22 protein-coding genes and 2 tRNA genes are annotated in these 17,284 nt (G+C 43.9%); 14 read left to right on the plus strand and 10 right to left on the minus strand.

Features of this window, described 5'->3' with window-relative positions; genetic code table 11:
- Positions 1 to 187 precede the first annotated feature (187 nt).
- Together PV763_RS12350 and PV763_RS12355 are read left to right on the plus strand one after the other, a co-directional pair.
- Complete coding sequence (locus tag PV763_RS12350) at positions 188 to 1,264, plus strand: DNA/RNA non-specific endonuclease (protein ID WP_420937960.1); 1,077 nt, start codon at positions 188 to 190, stop codon at positions 1,262 to 1,264.
- A gap of 71 nt (positions 1,265 to 1,335) precedes the next feature.
- Complete coding sequence (locus tag PV763_RS12355) at positions 1,336 to 1,578, plus strand: hypothetical protein (protein ID WP_005156717.1); 243 nt, start codon at positions 1,336 to 1,338, stop codon at positions 1,576 to 1,578.
- Positions 1,579 to 1,617: 39 nt separating this feature from the next.
- On the opposite strand, the gene PV763_RS12360 is transcribed toward PV763_RS12355, so the two are convergent.
- Complete coding sequence (locus tag PV763_RS12360; RefSeq protein ID WP_026443915.1) at positions 1,618 to 2,625, minus strand: AraC family transcriptional regulator; 1,008 nt, start codon at positions 2,623 to 2,625, stop codon at positions 1,618 to 1,620.
- Between the two features lie 115 nt (positions 2,626 to 2,740).
- Between PV763_RS12360 and PV763_RS12365 the strand changes: the two genes are divergently transcribed.
- Complete coding sequence (locus PV763_RS12365; RefSeq protein WP_420937961.1) at positions 2,741 to 3,388, plus strand: hypothetical protein; 648 nt, start codon at positions 2,741 to 2,743, stop codon at positions 3,386 to 3,388.
- 228 nt (positions 3,389 to 3,616) lie between these two features.
- Here the strand turns inward: PV763_RS12365 and PV763_RS12370 are convergent, their stop codons facing one another.
- Both PV763_RS12370 and hisF read right to left on the minus strand, forming a co-directional pair.
- A complete protein-coding gene (locus tag PV763_RS12370) occupies positions 3,617 to 4,063 on the minus strand; it encodes a hypothetical protein (protein ID WP_420937962.1) in 447 nt (148 codons plus the stop codon).
- 53 nt (positions 4,064 to 4,116) lie between these two features.
- The gene (gene hisF, locus PV763_RS12375) at positions 4,117 to 4,875 is read right to left on the minus strand and encodes an imidazole glycerol phosphate synthase subunit HisF (RefSeq protein ID WP_420937963.1); all 759 of its coding nucleotides are present in this window, start codon (positions 4,873 to 4,875) and stop codon (positions 4,117 to 4,119) included.
- 113 nt (positions 4,876 to 4,988) lie between these two features.
- On the opposite strand from hisF, the gene PV763_RS12380 reads away from it, so the two are divergent.
- The 3 genes from PV763_RS12380 to PV763_RS12390 are packed head-to-tail and all read left to right on the plus strand — an operon-like array spanning position 4,989 to position 7,007.
- Positions 4,989 to 5,936, plus strand: coding sequence for a homoserine kinase (locus PV763_RS12380; protein WP_420937964.1), 948 nt, complete (start codon positions 4,989 to 4,991; stop codon positions 5,934 to 5,936).
- Between the two features lie 27 nt (positions 5,937 to 5,963).
- Positions 5,964 to 6,590: a DUF1294 domain-containing protein gene (locus tag PV763_RS12385; RefSeq protein WP_195725268.1), complete on the plus strand. Its 627-nt coding sequence runs from the start codon at positions 5,964 to 5,966 to the stop codon at positions 6,588 to 6,590.
- Positions 6,591 to 6,611: 21 nt separating this feature from the next.
- Entirely contained in the window at positions 6,612 to 7,007 is a 396-nt protein-coding gene (locus PV763_RS12390) for a hypothetical protein (RefSeq protein WP_278357823.1), read from the plus strand.
- Positions 7,008 to 7,066: 59 nt separating this feature from the next.
- Here the strand turns inward: PV763_RS12390 and PV763_RS12395 are convergent, their stop codons facing one another.
- From PV763_RS12395 to hisB, 6 genes are all read right to left on the minus strand, one after another.
- Complete coding sequence (locus tag PV763_RS12395; RefSeq protein ID WP_420937965.1) at positions 7,067 to 7,996, minus strand: DMT family transporter; 930 nt, start codon at positions 7,994 to 7,996, stop codon at positions 7,067 to 7,069.
- 66 nt (positions 7,997 to 8,062) lie between these two features.
- A complete protein-coding gene (gene hisA / locus PV763_RS12400) occupies positions 8,063 to 8,797 on the minus strand; it encodes a 1-(5-phosphoribosyl)-5-[(5-phosphoribosylamino)methylideneamino]imidazole-4-carboxamide isomerase (protein ID WP_004278658.1) in 735 nt (244 codons plus the stop codon).
- A gap of 327 nt (positions 8,798 to 9,124) precedes the next feature.
- Positions 9,125 to 9,784, minus strand: coding sequence for a 3'-5' exonuclease (locus PV763_RS12405; RefSeq protein ID WP_044113079.1), 660 nt, complete (start codon positions 9,782 to 9,784; stop codon positions 9,125 to 9,127).
- A gap of 103 nt (positions 9,785 to 9,887) precedes the next feature.
- Positions 9,888 to 10,421 carry a DUF805 domain-containing protein gene (locus PV763_RS12410; protein WP_005250414.1) on the minus strand — a complete coding sequence of 178 codons (534 nt, stop codon included), beginning with the start codon at positions 10,419 to 10,421 and terminating at the stop codon, positions 9,888 to 9,890.
- A 160-nt stretch (positions 10,422 to 10,581) separates the two neighbouring features.
- Positions 10,582 to 11,199 carry an imidazole glycerol phosphate synthase subunit HisH gene (gene hisH, locus PV763_RS12415; protein WP_005250416.1) on the minus strand — a complete coding sequence of 206 codons (618 nt, stop codon included), beginning with the start codon at positions 11,197 to 11,199 and terminating at the stop codon, positions 10,582 to 10,584.
- The gene (gene hisB / locus PV763_RS12420) at positions 11,199 to 11,792 is read right to left on the minus strand and encodes an imidazoleglycerol-phosphate dehydratase HisB (RefSeq protein ID WP_005250418.1); all 594 of its coding nucleotides are present in this window, start codon (positions 11,790 to 11,792) and stop codon (positions 11,199 to 11,201) included. The genes hisH and hisB overlap by 1 nt, the downstream gene beginning before the upstream one ends.
- A 96-nt stretch (positions 11,793 to 11,888) precedes the next feature.
- Between hisB and PV763_RS12425 the strand changes: the two genes are divergently transcribed.
- The 8 genes from PV763_RS12425 (at position 11,889) to tehB (ending at position 16,684) form a co-directional block, all read left to right on the plus strand.
- Complete coding sequence (locus PV763_RS12425; protein ID WP_004278652.1) at positions 11,889 to 12,266, plus strand: GNAT family N-acetyltransferase; 378 nt, start codon at positions 11,889 to 11,891, stop codon at positions 12,264 to 12,266.
- 203 nt (positions 12,267 to 12,469) lie between these two features.
- Positions 12,470 to 12,545, plus strand: a tRNA-Phe gene (locus tag PV763_RS12430).
- Positions 12,546 to 12,682: 137 nt separating this feature from the next.
- A tRNA-Phe gene (locus PV763_RS12435) sits at positions 12,683 to 12,758 on the plus strand.
- A 275-nt stretch (positions 12,759 to 13,033) separates the two neighbouring features.
- A complete protein-coding gene (locus PV763_RS12440; RefSeq protein ID WP_005250420.1) occupies positions 13,034 to 13,555 on the plus strand; it encodes a hypothetical protein in 522 nt (173 codons plus the stop codon).
- A gap of 237 nt (positions 13,556 to 13,792) precedes the next feature.
- Entirely contained in the window at positions 13,793 to 14,296 is a 504-nt protein-coding gene (locus tag PV763_RS12445; RefSeq protein ID WP_148334663.1) for a hypothetical protein, read from the plus strand.
- Between the two features lie 174 nt (positions 14,297 to 14,470).
- A complete protein-coding gene (locus PV763_RS12450; RefSeq protein ID WP_005108098.1) occupies positions 14,471 to 15,220 on the plus strand; it encodes a hypothetical protein in 750 nt (249 codons plus the stop codon).
- Positions 15,221 to 15,329: 109 nt separating this feature from the next.
- Positions 15,330 to 15,602, plus strand: a complete 273-nt coding sequence (locus PV763_RS12455) for a hypothetical protein (protein ID WP_004278649.1) — start codon at positions 15,330 to 15,332, stop codon at positions 15,600 to 15,602.
- A gap of 215 nt (positions 15,603 to 15,817) precedes the next feature.
- A complete protein-coding gene (gene tehB, locus PV763_RS12460; protein WP_086044208.1) occupies positions 15,818 to 16,684 on the plus strand; it encodes an SAM-dependent methyltransferase TehB in 867 nt (288 codons plus the stop codon).
- Positions 16,685 to 16,782: 98 nt separating this feature from the next.
- On the opposite strand, the gene PV763_RS12465 is transcribed toward tehB, so the two are convergent.
- Positions 16,783 to 17,163, minus strand: coding sequence for a hypothetical protein (locus PV763_RS12465; RefSeq protein ID WP_005250432.1), 381 nt, complete (start codon positions 17,161 to 17,163; stop codon positions 16,783 to 16,785).
- Positions 17,164 to 17,284: the final 121 nt, after the last annotated feature.

Here is a 17,284-nt window from a genome sequence, read left to right on the forward strand (position 1 = left end):
AAAATATAGAAATAAAAATAACTCAAAGGAGGATTTTAAGTATTTAAAACCAATTCTTCAAATGAGGACACGCCCTAGATACTTATTGTTTATTTAGTAAACGAATGGTAGAGCCAAGATATACTTCACTTATACAGCTTGTTAAGCTCGGTCAAAATCTGTATTGATCTAAAAAGTACGTGTAAGAATGGCCAAGAAGCAGCGTAAACCCAAGAACTCTTTTTTTCAGTTTTTAAATGATAATAGTATTAAAGTCATTCTGGGCGTGGTGGCTTCGAGCAGCTTCGCCATCGCTTTTGGTCAGGAAAAAATCAGTCAGTGGGTGTCACTATCCTCTTCCAGTGATTCTGCCTGTCTGAACCAGTTTTATCGTGATGTACCGCCATATTTGATGAAAGACAGCCTGAAAAAAGACAGCTATTCGCTGTGTTTTAATGGCTTTAATGTCGGTTATTCCGGGGTATCTAAAACGCCACTTTGGGTTGCAGAAGCCTTAACGCCAGCACGCTTAAGCCAGAAAATTCCCCGTGAAGATAATTTTCATGAAGAAGATCGGGTCAGTGCGAAGCATCGTGCCACATTGGCGGATTATCGTGGTTCAGGTTATGACCGCGGTCATATGGCGCCGAATGCGGATATGCCTAACAAGGCCGCGCAGTCTGACAGTTTTTCATTGGCCAATATGGTGCCGCAAGCGCCCAAGAATAATCAGGAAGTCTGGCGCAAGCTGGAGGAAGCCGTGCGTGCGATTGTAACCAAACAGCATAGGGATGCTTATGTTGTTACAGGGCCTGTGTTTGAGGGAAAACGACTCAAAACCATTGGGCAGGGCGTGATTGTGCCAACTGCCGTGTATAAGGCGGTGTATCTGCCCAAACAGGGGATTAGCGGTGCCTATTATGCACCTAACAATGATTCACAGCAGGTCAGGGTGGTCAGTATCTGTTATCTGGAAGAGAAGCTGGGGGTTAATTTATTCCCGCAACTGACCGAGCAGCAGAAGCGTAACATCTATCAATTACCGTTGACTGCAGCTCAGGTTAAGGCCAATCAAGACATTAAATATATGCGTTGGGATGCGGAAAGCCAATGTGCGGAAGAAGCCGATACCGCCAGCATTCAGGCTCAACAAAAGCAGTTTGCTTCAGGACAGTCCCAGACTGCTGAAAGTAAGTTGCCACAGATTGATGAGGAAACCAAGCAGGCGCTGATCAAGCAGTTGGTGGATATGCTGGTGCAGTATTTTTTACAATTGTTGAGATAATGTAGAGCATCTTGCAAATCATCTATGTTTAGCTCAGTGTGATGAAAAGAGAATAACAATGAGGGAACGAGATGTTTAAGCCTTTTGTGGATGGAAATGAGTCTTCGGCAATCTATGACCTGACGCTGGAAAATCAGGTCGATTGTGTCAGTCTATATGGAAACCTACAGATCACTAAAGATCAGGTTGGTTTACAGGCTGCCAGAAAGTTGCAGGCCTTTATGAATGAGGTGGTGACAGCCCTGGAGCAGGAAAATCTCCCTGAGAAAATTCAGCGCCCACCTGAACAGGAAATCGAAAATCCATTTCTATAAAAAATGCTTTAAGAAACCATCGTTTCCTTATCAATTTGATTAAGAACTATAAATGGTATTGTTCTTTCGCCACTGTTGTGGAGTTAAACCAGTCCAAATTTTAAATGCACGTTGAAAAGCACTTTGTTCCGAATAGCAAAGTAGCAAGGCAATTTCTTGTAGGCTCAAATGCGGATCTTTTAAATATTCCGTTGCGAGCATAAAACGTACTTGTTGCACACGTTCTTGAAAGGTGGTGTTTTGCTGTTGTAAGTGGCGTTGTAATTGTCTTACCGATAATCCTAATTTTTCTGCAATAAAATCGATTTGATATTGATTTTTTTGTAATCCAGTCAAAATTGCATGTTGTAGACGTTGATCGAGTTGAGTGGAATTGGGAAGCTTATCCAATAAAGCTTGAGCTTGTTGTAGCAACAATTGCTGTAAAGTGTGATCGCCTGTTCGAAGTGGCTTAAAGGCTTCGGTAACAGGTAGAAGTAGCTGAGTTTTAGGCTGATCAAAACGGACTTTACAACGGAAATACTGCTCATAAACCATAATGTTTTTCGGTGCGGTATTCACAAAATGCACTTCGTGTAGATTGAGATCTTCACCTGACAGAAATAACTTATGGAATTGCACCATCAGCGCAATTGCAATTTCATCTGTTAATTGGGTTGGGTTGGGTTCTGGAGCTTCCCAGCGGATTGATGCGTAGGGTGGGTTAAATTCAACGACGAGAGGGCTACCATCATAAATTAAGCGATGAAAATCATGATAACGCGCCAATGCTTCGCCCAAGTTTTCACATGACAGTGCGAGATAAGCAATAATTCCTAAATGTTTAGGTTGTACGTGCTCTGCAATTTCTAAGCCTAAACCTGTCTTGGGATTTAAACGATTAAGATCTTCAAGTAAGTCACGCCAAATGACGTAATCAAAACGTTCAAGATTTTGGACTTGTTGTAATTGCTCAGGAATTTCAATATTTTTTGTTTCGCAATAAGCCTTTAATAAATGCCCTAATCCGCCATAAACAGAGCCTGTATAGTTCTTGAGTTGAGACATCCTGTCTATTCCTCTTATTGTCGTGTTTTGTCAATATTAATATATCGTATCGTCAATACTCCGCCTACAAAAATTTATATCTTAAATAAAAAGAAGCACAGTATAGGAGATCAAAATGATCAAGGGTTTTATCGCAGGTTTGGTGATTTTAAACGGTTATGAATGGTTTGCCCATAAATATCTACTGCATGGGGTTCACCGTAAAGGCAAGCCACGTTATAGCCCTGTACCTAAAAGCATGGAGTCGCACTGGGCACACCACCGTGAAGTGCGCAAGCAGGGCTTTTCTGATGATTGTTATGTCGAGGGTCTGGACAACTGGCGTACGCGCCATGAGTTAATGTCACTTGCTGTAGCCGCAGGTGTGGCAAGTGTTGTGTTCTATCCTTTTTCAAAAGGCATGGCGCTTGCAGCGATTTATAGTGCGGGGAATTATTATTATGTTCATCGCCGTGCCCATCTTGAGCCTGATTGGGCGAAGCGTACAATCCCGTGGCACTATGATCACCACATGAACTCGAACCAAGATGCAAATTGGTGTGTTACTCGTCCTTGGTTTGATTATGTGATGGGGACGCGTGTGGTGTCTTCAGCAGATTTGAAAGAAGCCAATCCATTGGGTCTGCCTTTACCTGCACCGATTTCGAAGATATTAACTGAAGCGATTGAATCAGTATTTCCTGCTAAATGGGTAGAACAGAAACCAAAATTGGTGGCCGCTGCTCAGACAGAAGAGATCGAAAAAGTATCGGTTGCTTCTTGATAAAGCGTGAAGAGGGCATTTTGACAAAACATGATGCTGGTCGTGTGCTTATGTCGTGAATTGTCAATAAAATTGGTTTTTAATGTCAATATTTTTGCTGAATATCTCGCTAATTTAGCCCAAGCCTTTTTGTTGCTTGATATTTATCCAAATTTATTGGTTTTCGTTTACCCTCTAGCGTTGTATAAACGCATTTCATATACCTTGCTGAGCAAGGTATTTTTTTGACTATTTACTTTGTAAACTTAAACCTGTCAAAAGATAGCGTGTATTACTATCTTCAAAATTGGGTGAATACTGGAAGCATATTTTCTGATTAGGTTGAATTTGAGCCATGATTGGCAAATGTTTAGCAACAGCACGAGTACGTGCAAAAACAAAAATCTGTCCTTGTTCTGTTTTAAACTCATATAGGATTTGAGTCCAATTACCATTCCTTGAATAATGCTCAATGCTTTGATATTGAGTGAAAATTCCACAGTGGTGTTCTTGCTTGGCGTTATTCACTGCAAAATAATAGTAAATTTGATGAGCATAAACGTATAAAAAAATGATACTGGGAACACTTATAAGAGAAATTACAACACTGAGAAAAACAGACTCCTTATGTTTGAGCCAATAGATAATCAGACCTATACAACCAAAAAGAATAATCCAAACTAAAGTTTCATTCATATTTTTTCAGCTAAAGATTTAGGCGTAACTGAAAGCTACGCCCGTTATAGACTTTAGAGACGCATCTCAATCCCTTGCTCAGCAAGATATTGTTTTGCTTCAGGAATGGTATGTTGACCAAAATGGAAAATAGAGGCAGCCAGTACCGCATCTGCACCGCCTTTCAAAATTCCGTCAGCCAAATGTTGTAAATTGCCTACGCCACCTGATGCGATGGTCGGAATATTGACACGATCATTGATTTGACGCATCAAGGCTATGTCATAACCAGCTTTGGTTCCATCGGCATCCATACTGGTAATCAGCAATTCGCCCGCACCGAAGTCAGCCATTTTCACAGCCCATTCAAGCGCATCAATCCCGGTTTCTTTACGGCCACCGTGGGTGAAAATTTCCCATTTATGGTCACCGGTTTTTTTGGCATCGATCGCCACCACGATACATTGTGCGCCAAAGCGTTGAGACGCTTCCTGCACAAACTCAGGATTATAAATCGCAGCCGAGTTAATGCTGACTTTATCTGCGCCGGCATTGAGCAATAAACGGATATCTTCGACTTTACGGACACCACCACCGACAGTCAGAGGCACGAATACAGATTCGGCCATACGTTCAACAGTTCGGTAAGTCGTGTCGCGTCCATGATGTGTAGCGGTAATATCAAGGAAAGTAATTTCATCGGCACCTTGTTCATTATAACGGCGCGCCACTTCGACCGGGTCACCCGCATCACGAATATCAAGGAACTGGACACCCTTGACCACGCGGCCGTTATCCACGTCCAGACAAGGAATAATACGTTTAGCTAGCATAAATTTTTCCAATTATTACAGCCGATTATGAAACTCACCCACGCAAGCGCTACACCTTGGCAGATGGAAACGGTATTCTAGCAAAATTATGTAAGTTTTTTCGCAGGTTTTCTATGTCGGTTTATACCACTTTGACTTTAAAGGAAGTTCAGGATTTTGCAGCGCCTTATGGTTTAAAGGCGATTGATCTGATTCCCATTCAAGGCGGTATTCAAAATACCAACTACTTTTTAGTCTGCGAAGATCAGCAATATGTGCTGACGGTATTTGAAGATATGAATGAGCAGGCGGCAGGTGAGCTGGTTCCTGTTTTAGAACATCTGGGTCAGGCTGGATTGGCCGTTCCTGTGCCTTTGTCGCATTCAGGCAAAGCGATTCACAGCATTAAAGATAAACCGGCACAGATTGCACCGCGCCTGATGGGTGAACATCCGATGCCATCTACTGTTGCGCAGGTAGAGGCGATTGCAGTCGCTCAGGCAAAAATGCATATGGCTCTCAAAGACTTTAACCTGCAACGTAATTTCGTGCGTGATCATGCCTATTGGCTGGCCGTTTCTCAAGAGATCAAACCGAGTTTAAGTCATGCAGATAAAGTCTTGCTCGGCAAATTATTAGGTTTATATGAGGCGTTGACGGCGGTATATCCAGACCGTCCACGCGGTTTTATTCATTCGGATCTGTTCCGTGACAATACCTTGTTTGAAGGCGATCAGCTGAATGGCATTCTGGATTTTTATGAGCTGAATCAAGATGAATGGTTGTTCGATATTGCCATTACTTTAAATGACTTCTGTACCGAATATCCTGACGTGGTCTTAAATGAAGAAAAAGCGATTGCCTTTTTAAATGCCTATGAAACGATTCGTCCTTTAACCAGTGATGAACGCGCCTGTCTGGAATTGTATCTGGCTATGGCGGCAGGACGGTTCTGGATGATGCGTCTGCAGGTAGCACAGCGTAATGCAGCATTAGGCCGGACGGGCGAAGATATTTTGCAAAAAAATCCGGATGAAATGCGTAATATGCTGATTGAACGCTTAAAATTCGTCACCGCTTAAACAATCAAATCAAAAAGGACAGGGGATATGCGCGATCAGGGGCGTTTGGTGGAATGGTTTGATGACAAAGGTTATGGTTTTATCCAGCCCAATGATCTGGCCAAAGATCGCGTATTTCTGCATATCAAGGATTTTGTCAAACCTGGCCCACGTCCCATTGTCGGCTGTGCGCTGGATTATCTGGTGATTCTGGATGAACGCGGACGTTATCGTGCCCAGCAGGTCATGTACCTGAAAGCCTCTCAGGCCAAAAGTCTGCAAGCAAAACTCAAACCGTCCAAGCCACAACAGGCACAGAAATTACAGCCGATGCAAATTGCATGTGTGCTCTATATTCTCTTTCTGGTGGCTTTGACCTTGGGCGGTTTACTCAGTGGACTGGTGTTGTTGCTGGTCAGCCTGATGAATGCGCTCAGCTACTGGCTTTATGCGCAAGATAAGGAAGCGGCCCAGCTGGGCAATCGCCGTATTCCGGAAAATACCCTGCATCTGGTGGCCTTCTTGGGTGGCTGGCCAGCAGCCTGGTTGGCCCAGCAGAAATTACGGCATAAAACACAAAAACAACCTTTCCGGCAGATATATTTTTGTACCATAGCCTTTAACATCATTTTGATTATATGGCTGATTTCCCCATTGAATAGTTTAAATATCTAGGGGAACACACTAGGAGGGGACGTGAATTATTCCATTGATAAAGACCCAAATCGCACGCTGACTTTTGTCCTGTACATCTTATATATTGTGGCCATTTTTAGTGCTGGCCTACTGGCTGTCGTGGCTTTAATCATTAACTATGTCAAACGTCGTGATGTGCGCGGTTCAATCTTTGAAAGCCACTTCACCTGGCAGATCCGCAGTTTTTGGTGGTATCTGTTCTGGAATATCGTCGCCTTTATTCCATTTTTCTTTTTGTTCTTTACCGGCGAAGATCCTAACCTGTTTGCAGGGGTCGCATTTGGCGCATCGGCGTTCTGTTTAGTGGTGGTGGTTTTGGCCTGGATCTGGATTGTGTATCGGGCGATTCGCGGCATCATGCGCTTAAATGACAATAGACCGATGTATAGCAAATAATTTTAGCCGTATTTCCTTAGAGAAAAAAATCCCCCTTTTTTAAGGGGGATTTAGCGGAATTAAGAAAGATCTTGCTTTAATTCTTCTGTGGGTTCTTTTCTTAAAAACTTTGGTTTCCATTCACTGGCAATCACGCCAAGCACCACCATCAATCCACCGACTAGCGCGAGTGCAGGTAGCCGTTCTCCGGCCAGACGGCCAAACAGGGCTGCCCATACCGGTTCGCCGGCATAGATAATCGCTGCCTGTGATGGGTCGACCATGCGCTGCGCCCAGTTCATCACCAGTTGAATCAAGGCACTGGCAATGCCCAAACCGACTAAAATCCCTGCCAGATGCCAGTGGAATTCAGGTAGCTGAGATTCACCTAAAACAGGTGCGATCATAAAGCAGAACAGGGACGCAAAAATCAGTTGCAGCACGGTGACCCGGCGTACATTCACCTGCTCGGCAAAATGGCTGATAAAAATAATCTCCAGTGCAATCGCAATCGAACCGAGCAAAGTCAGGGTTTGCCCGAAACTGAGCTGAATCGCAGCAAAGCCATTTCCTGTCAAAAACACCAGACCGATAAAGGCAAACAGTGCTCCGATCCAGGTCATGACATGCGGTTTTTTACGGAACATTAACCAGAGCAGGATTGGAACCAGTGGAACATACAAGGCGGTTAAAAAAGCCGATTCGCTGCTGCTGATGGTCTGCAAGCCCACAGTTTGAGTGCCGTAGCCAATGGCGATCATGATGCCAATCACCGCGCCAGCGAACACTTCTTTCAGGTTCATGCCTTTTAGCGACTTCAGTGAAATCAGGGTGACAGCAAGCGCTGCCGCAGCAAAGCGCAGGCCGACAAACATAATCGGACTGCTAAAATTTAGCCCGTATTGCACAGTAATAAAACTGCCGCCCCAGATAATGGTGATCAGGATCAGGGCGAGTTGCGGTGCTTTTACCATCCAGCCGGAGTGATTTTTGGAAATAAGTGTAGACATGCCAGGAGATCAGAAAATTAAAAAAATAAAAAAGAGGTCCGAAGACCTCTTTTACAGCAGACTTAATTATAGCGCCTGTTGCTCATCTAGCAATAACTGTGCTTCACGCAAGCTTAATGTACCTTCGTAAATCGCACGGCCGGTAATTGCACCTAAAATACCCGGTTGGTCTTTCAGGTTACGCACGTCATCCAGATTGGTCACGCCGCCTGAAGCAATCACAGGCAAACCTGAGTATTGCGCCAGATTCACGGTTTGCTCAATATTCACACCCTGCATCATGCCATCACGCGCGATATCCGTGTAGACAATGCTTGACACGCCAGCATCGGCAAAACGTTTCGCCAGGTCAGTAGCCTTGACATCAGTCACATTGGCCCAGCCATCTGTTGCTACCATGCCATTCATGGCATCAATCCCAACAATAATATGACCAGCAAATTTTCGACATGCTTCTTCAACAAATTCAGGATCCTGAACTGCTTTGGTGCCAATGATCACAAAAGAAACACCGGCTTGCAGATAATGCTCAATGGTTTCCAGAGAACGGATACCACCACCAATCTGGATCGGCAAATCAGGTTGAGATCGGACAATGGCTTCAACCACTGGCTTATGGATTGGTGTACCTGCGAAAGCACCGTTTAAATCTACTAAATGTAAGCGGCGAGCGCCTTCATTTACCCAATGCTGTGCTGTTGCGACCGGATCGTCTGAAAATACGGTATCGTCTTCCATACGACCTTGCTTTAAACGGACACATTTGCCATCTTTCAGGTCAATTGCAGGGATGATCAGCATGCTTTCGCTCCTTGCTTAATCTTTAGAATGAATTTGAGTGTATTCATCTTAGCAAATAAAGTCGAAATTTCTAACTCTTAAACGGTATGAATAAAGAAAACCTGTCCATAGATAGGTAGCAGTGAGGTAATTTATTTTGCTCGTTTTAATGATTTTAATGATCCGTCTCTTGAATGGAGATCAGATTTTCCATAACGGATCGTGTACTGAGCTGGTCGATAACCGAAGCTGTAAGACCTGTTAAAGTCACAGCTCTCTCATCGAACGCGCTCATCACAGCTTTTATGCGTACATCAAGTTACCAGAACCAACACGCCACTTAAGCGCTTAAGCCGTCGATGAAGGACGGATTCTTAATTTTAATGAAGTATTGGGAATCTCTCTGGGTAATAAATCCCGACGTAGTAATTCTTCAAATACCAGCACGGGCGCGTAGGCATCTGCGGCTGCATAATCAATTTGTGCCGGGCTTAGCTTCTTGCTGGCCCAGTTCGAGGTACTAATCCGTTTGGATTTAGGAAAATTTACTTGAAATAGCAAAGCCATGGCATTTTTTAATCCGACCGGATTGTTTAAACCAAAAGCTTTAAAACATTTGGACAGTTCAATCACACTATTCAGTTCAATGCCTTTTTTACGGAACAGGTGCGCATCATTTTTCAGGCCAAAACCGACCTTGATCTGCTCGCGACTGGCAAAGATCGGTTTAAGAAAATCCCAGATCGAATCATTCATTTGAAATAAATAGGCTTTATCTAAAGTGGCCAGCTGAATCAGATGTGGCCCGGTAGAAACCTCACCAACTTTAAAGGTCGGTTTGGATTCAGAATCGAAACCCAGGACTGCATGGCTTTTTAGCTCCTGTGCAAGGGCATGACACTGTTCCAGACGATTAATCACCTGAATCTGTTGCATCGGAAGATTTTTAAATACAGGAAAGGTCTGAATTTGTTCCTTGCTTGGTAAAGTATCCAGCAGCTGTTGCATAAGCTTCAATCATGAAATGAATGCGTTCAGCTTAATCACTTTTCCTGTTCTAGGTAAAAATAAAGCCCATAAAGAATGAGCTTTATACAAAATTTAAATAGGATTAATCAGTGTGATAGCTACTGTGTTCCATCTGCGCCTGTTGAGCACGCGTCACATAGTCTTGATAAGCTGGGATTGCAATCGCGGCTAAAATACCGATTGGAAAAATAAGTACATAAATCAATCCCAACACCTTTTCCCAAGCTTTGGTGGTACGTCGCGGGCCGTATTGATTGCTTCTGTCATCACCTTTGGCAAAAATCAGATAAAGGATAAAAATCAGATTGAGTAGCGGAACCAAGATCAGCAGCGATAACCATCCAGTATGATTGCGGTCATGTAGACGGCGAATAGTAAAAACAAAACTAAAATAAAGCATGACCAAGTAAGCGAGTCCGATGAGAACAGTTGCAACCATGGATGAGCCTGCCAAGGCAGAGCTATCCATAAATAGGCCAGGTGAAAAAGCTGCAATGATCCCAATGATGATCAGGAGCGAAAAGGTCATTAGCATGTTCCAGCCGAGATAAGACAAGCGGCCAAAACGACCATTTGGGCTTAAAGCTGATTCATTGTTTGGATAGTGTGGATTCATTATTGTATTTCCCCTGAGTCTAATTATTTTTAAATATAATGAGTTACTTCAACATCATAACAATTTCAATGACTAAAAAATAGTCAGAATCACTAGCAGTGAACTAATCTAAATGAATAAAAAAGCTCGCAATCTGCGAGCTTTTTAGGCGAAAGGAAAATCAGATTTTCCAGTCCACAAAGTTTTTCAATAACTGTAAACCGGCGGTATGACTCTTTTCCGGATGGAACTGGGTCGCGAACAGGTTTTCTTTATGAATTGCAGTACAGAACTCGATGCCATAGGTACAAGTAGCTGCCACCAGGTCTGAATCTTGTGGCTCTACATAGTAGCTATGTACAAAGTAGAAACGTGCATCCTGTTCGATATTGTTCCACATCGGATGGTCAGGATCAGCCTGATGCACCTGGTTCCAGCCCATATGCGGCACTTTTAAGCCCGCCATTTCCGGAAAATGCTTAACCGCACCTTCGAAAATACCCAGTGCATCGGTACCACCATTCTCTTCAGAATGTTGCATCAAGGCTTGCATACCGACACAAATAGCCAGTACCGGCTTGTTAAACACGGCATTGCGTACCACTTCATCAATGCCGGCTTCGTGCATGCCTTGCATGCAGTCACGCATGGCACCTACACCCGGAAAGACAATCTTGTCTGCCTGAGCAATCAGTTTTGGATCATTGGTGACATCCACTGTGGCACCGACATGTTCTAACGCTTTTGCCGCAGAGTGCAAATTTCCCATGCCATAATCAAGAAGGGCAATACGGGTCATTACAGTGTACCTTTGGTTGAAGCTACCGTATTGGCAGCACGTGGATCCACTTCACAGGCCATACGCAGCGCACGCGCAAATGCTTTAAATACGCTTTCGATCTGGTGATGGCTGTTTTTGCCTTTCAGGTTGTCGATATGTACCGTCATCAAGGAATGGTTCACAAAGCCCTGGAAAAATTCAGAGAATAAATCCACATCAAAACGGCCGATCATGGCACGGGTAAATGGAATATCCATAAACAGACCCGGACGGCCAGACAGATCCACCACGACACGGCTTAAAGACTCATCGAGTGGCGCATAGAAATGACCATAGCGTTTCAGGCCTTTTTTATCACCTAGTGCTTGCGCGAAAGCCTGACCCAGCGTAATACCGCAGTCTTCCACAGTATGATGGTCATCGATTTCCAAGTCGCCATCACAATGAATATCAATATCAAACCGGCCATGACGCTTGATTTGATCAATCATATGATCTAAAAAGGGAATACCCGTGTTTAAGGTGCCTTGACCAGTACCGTCGAGATTCAAACGAACTCGAATTTTGGTTTCGTTGGTATTTCTTACCACTTCACTGATACGATCTGTCATAGACACGTTCCTCAAATACGTCAAAATGATTGATGTAGAAAATATTTTCGCCGTGACGAAGTCACCGCATATTAGATTGCTCAGGAGGGTTTATCAATGCCTATCACCGTACATGCTTATACTTCTTTAGAAAATGACGAAGTGCGCAGCCAGCTTGAGCGACTGTATGACACGAGCCCTGAATTTAGTGACGGGGCAGATGCCATGGAACAACTAGAGCAAAACCTTGCACAGTATACCTCAGTTTATAGCGCAGAATTTAATAGCAAAATTATTGGGGCAATCTGGTGCACCGGACAGGGTGAAAGCCGGATTCTGGAAAATATCGTCGTACATCCGGCCAACCGTGGTCGTGGCGTTGCAGAAAGGCTGGTGAGCGAAGTTTGCCGCATGGAAGAAGAAAAAGGCGTGAAAAACTTTGTGCCGGGCTGTGGGGCCATTCATCGTTGTCTGGCCAATCTAGAAAAAATCTGAAAATCGATCAACCATAAGCAGCCATTAGGCTGCTTTTTTATGTAAATAAGCGCTTAAATCTGTTTTATTGCTGAGGTCTTTGGTAAACACTGTTCGATTTTTGACTCAAATTGACGCGAGTTGATGGAAAAGTAAACATTTAACGAAAATTATTCTCTCTGCTCTTGACGATTTCAAGCCGAAACTGTTTAATACGCGACATCGGCGTGATAGCTCAGTAGGTAGAGCAACGGATTGAAAATCCGTGTGTCCCCAGTTCGATCCTGGGTCTCGCCACCATATTTAAAAACGATTTCAAAGTTTTCAATCCCTGATCCCATCAGGGATTTTTTTTAGGCCAAAAATCAGCCACTCAAATATTTTTTTCATAATTTTGATTGACTAATGAGGCCAGATACGGCTTAATACACCGCATCGGCGTGATAGCTCAGTAGGTAGAGCAACGGATTGAAAATCCGTGTGTCCCCAGTTCGATCCTGGGTCTCGCCACCATATTCGAAAAAACCTCAAACAGTGTTTGAGGTTTTTTTTCGCCTGTCACTTTGTCATTCAGCTGAAAACAGTGGTTTTGCCTCACTATCTGGTGTTCAGGCGATGAGTCTGTGCTCTGCTATTTCCGGGATGATTCACATGAGTTGCCATTCATCTGAGCAAGCATGAGTTATCCAAGTAATCAATGTAATCTAGTAGATAAGAATATTGGAAATTGACTGGATCATCATCAGTTGCAGTATTTGGGCCATCAATAATAGGGGAAAGGCAGATCAATGAATATCATGAAAATGTCTATATTCGGACTCATGCTCGGTGTTTACAGCATCGGAGCACAAGCCGAGGACGAGCAAGCGGTTGTGACTCTGCCCACTATGACCGTGATGGCTGAACCTGAAATGAGTAATGAAACCGGCTATGTGCCTTTTGTACAGGAAGAAAAGAATCTGCGCGCCTTACAGCATCAGGTGATTCGTGGAACCCGGGATGCAGAGAATTTCATGGTTAATCCCGAGATGGTGGCAAACCTCGAGATCCAGCCCATAAAAGCACCTGATTTAGATTCACTGTCACCGGCACTACAGCGGTATGTGCTGACCATTGCCCAAGGACTGCAATCCAGTGATCCAACCCAGGGGCTGTATACCATTCTGGAGAATTTTGGCATTGATCGGAGTAATAGCATGCAGCCAGATCGCAATATGAAGATCCAGATCAATCTGGACAGGGTGAATATCGACCTGCTTGAAAATCACCTGAATTTACCGCCTGTTATGCAATTACCGAGGCAGCCCTGAAATACTGTTCAATACTACCTATCCATCCCCGCCAGTCGGGGATTTTTTATTGCTTGAATTTACGGTAAAAGGAGCATTAATTTCTAATCGCCCGCTTAAAACCAGCTCGAAATATGCGCCAGTAATCAGGCTGACATGACCGTGTATCAATCCTCACAGTAATGCTGATCATATTTACACAAGTTTAAGGAACAATAAGGTCTCTCCCCCTGAAATGATGATGCGGAGGTTTTCCTTATGCGTCCCCTTAGCACAACTTTCCTTGTATTAATAAGCCTGTTTTCTTTGCTGCATCTGGTCAATGCGCATGCCGCCCCAGAGTCAGTCACTTTACCGACACTGACCGTGATGGCAGATCGTGAATTGCGTGAAGAAACGGAATTCATGCTGCCGCTGCAAGAACAATCCAGCCAGAAAAAGGCGTTAAAGATGCGAATGATGAAGATTGAACGTGAATTGCAGGACTACTCGGTCAATGCTGATTTCGCGGGTGATCTCGACATTCTACCGAGCAGCAATCCGGCACGACTGGATAGCCTGCCACCGGGGCTGCAACAGTATGTACAGGCCATCGCAGATGGTTTGCGCTCTGCTGACCCACGTGATGGGATTTATCTGATGCTGGTGCCATTTGGCATTAACCGTGATGCAACATCAGTTCAGGCTGCCCGAGAACAGTTCAACCTGAATAATATTGACCGGACGCTGCTGAATGAATGGTGTTCGGCGAACGGTTGCTAGATAAAGTCAAACGATTCAGCGCGAGCTTAAAACAGGATTTCGATCTGATTTCCTTTTGGAACAGTCCGTGCCTTTGCATAGGGGTTTTGTATAGAAGAATTGATTTATGCTTAAAAAATAAGCATATTGATAAAAAGGAAATCTATACATAACCTGCAGCAGGGGAGCATGTGCATGCCGCGTGTTTTTATGATTGTAGCCGCTGTGACACTGGCAATTTTTATTGGGCTGTTTTATCAGAATTCAGTTCAGCAAAAACATCAGGCCGAGCTGCTCGAATATGAAACTGTGCTTGAAGAAAAAACCGAGAGTATTGCGCAGCAGGCACAGGACTGGTCTAAACCGATTCAGATTGAACTTGAGGATGACCGTCTGGATGGTGACTATGCCATCATGGCTGAATTTATGCTGGGGCAATTGCGCGACAGTGCCGAGGAACGTAATCAGTATCTACGCGACTTAAAAGCCGCCAACTGGCAGAATTTTCTGAATATCGACCGCTTGGCTAAGGATCAGGCACAAGGCTATAAAGAAACTGAAGCCATGCTCAAGCAAGTCCATCAAATTGTGAATAGCTATCAGCAGAAAATCCAGCAGCGCGATGCCGAGCTGATCGACAAGGCACAGCAACTGGATATTAAGAACCGTTATCGCCAGCAACTGAGCCTGACCCTGAAAGACAGTCAGCAAAATAGTAATGCACATGTCATTTTTGAAATTGAAAAACAGACGCTGGCCAAGGCTGATGCCTTATTTGCAGTACTGAAAAAGCATAAATGGCAAAAGAAAAATAACACCTTTATGTTCTATGACGATAAAGCCGTGCAAGAGTTTAATGCGCTGTATAAAGAAATGCTGCACCTGAATAAACAGACGGAACGAGTGGCGAGCGCTAACCAGAAAGAGGTTGAAAACAAGTTGTAGCCTGACTGAGATGACAGGATTGCCATAGGACTGTCATCTGCTGTTCAAACTCGCTTGCTAAATTGAAAGGGTCGCACAGATCACGACATAACATTTAAGCAGGTGAGTCATGCAAACAATTCAGGTTTTTGCTGATATTCAGCAGGTGTACGGTGAGTTTGTCGCAAATAAAACATGTCCAAAATTACAAAGGATGAATAACGGGGACAAGAACCGGTTGTTCTTGGATCAATATTTCACGCTGATCGAGGACTGGCACTATACCGAACAGATTGTGATTCAGTTCAATCAGCAGTATTTCAGTCTGGATCTGGGGAGCGCACCGGATTTTATGGATCAGGATAAATACATCAACTGGCTAAAGTCGGAACTGCTGCATTAATCAAGTCATCAAATTCCTGATTGATATACAACCGAGCTGTTTCAAGAGAGGCAGCTTTTTTATTTTGATAGAAAACTGGTATTGATCTTGCTGTTGCATCGGTACAGCGCGAACAGGCGCTGATTCCAATTCCGATTTGAACAGGCTATGCTGAATTAATTACTGCTGCCAAAAGAATGGCAGGCGGAGCATGGATGATATGGAGGGCAAAAATTATGCAACAGTTGAGATGTTATAAGGAACTTCCAGTCTGGAACCAGCAGAGTATTCCCCAGGGCTTTAAGAATCAGCACAATACTAAAGCCGGCACCTGGGCGAAACTGACAGTATTAAAAGGTGAGCTGCGTTTTGCCATGCTGGAAGAATCTGGTGCAGTGCAATCCGAGCATGTGTTTACACCAGAGCAGCAACCGCCATTTATTGAGCCTGAGGCCTGGCACAAAATTGTCTCTGCCAGTGAAGATGTCGAATGTCAGTTACGTTTTTACTGCCAGCCTGAGGATTACTTTATCAAGAAATATCAGTTAAATCCTACCCATTCTGAAGTGCTGGCAGCGATGCCCTATTTAAAAGGTGGCCGTGCGCTGGACGTCGGCTGCGGTACAGGGCGTAATGCGCTTTATTTGAGCCAGAACGGCTTTAATGTCGATGCCTGGGATGTCAACGAAAACAGTTTGCAGACTTTAAGACAGATCGTGCAGACTGAGCAGATTGATCATGTGCAAGTACAGCGCCGCGACCTTAACACGGATACCAACATTGCAGGCCAATATGACTTTATCTACTGTACCGTGGTGATGATGTTTCTTGAGGCGAAAACCATTCCACCGCTTATTGCACAGATGCAGCAGGCGACCGTGCCAGGTGGCTATAACCTGATTGTCTGTGCCATGGATACGCCAGATATTCCGGCACAAGTCGATTTTCCATTTGCTTTTCAGCCGGGGGAGTTGCGAGGGTATTATGAGGGCTGGCATATTGTGAAATATAATGAAAATGTCGGTGAGCTGTATCGTGTCGATGAGCAGGGTCAGCGGATTAAACAGCACTTTGCCACCATGCTGGCGCAGAAGGTTGAATAGAAGATTGAGGATTTTTTTAAATTCTTGAGCTTAAATGAGACTACATAAAACAAAAAAAAGATGTCAGGCTGACATCTTTTTTTATGCTTTTAAAAAGCTTAAGCCGCTTTTTTAAACCAAGAGAACCAGCCTTTTTTCTCGGCTTTTACTTCTGCTTTTTCAGCAGCAGCGTCTTTGGTTTCTACTGCTTCAGTTTTCGCAGCTTCAACGTGTTGTTCTGCTGTAGCTTGAGCCGTTTCTACTTGAGTTGTCGCTTCTGCTTTTACTGCTTTAGCTTTAGTTTCAGCCGCTTGTTGAGTTGCAGCAACAGTCGCTTGAGCAGCTTCAACTTTCGCTTGTGCAGGTGCAGCAGCTTCTTTGGCAACAGTTTGGGTTGTTTTAGTTACAACAATTGCTGGTGTAACTTGAGCTTCAGTTGCCATTGCAGATGCAGAAGTCGCTACGATTGCAGTTGCGATCATTGTTTTAAGCATGTTCATATAAACCCTTTTAAGGAAATAGGAAAAAGAGGCTTGATCATACGCTTATAAAATTTAAGTGATTCATAATCAAGATTTAAGTGACTGAAAAATAAACCAATTTTACAAATAGATAACATTT

Source organism: Acinetobacter sp. AS5, assembly GCF_048957595.1.
Taxonomy (GTDB): Bacteria; Pseudomonadota; Gammaproteobacteria; order Pseudomonadales; family Moraxellaceae; genus Acinetobacter.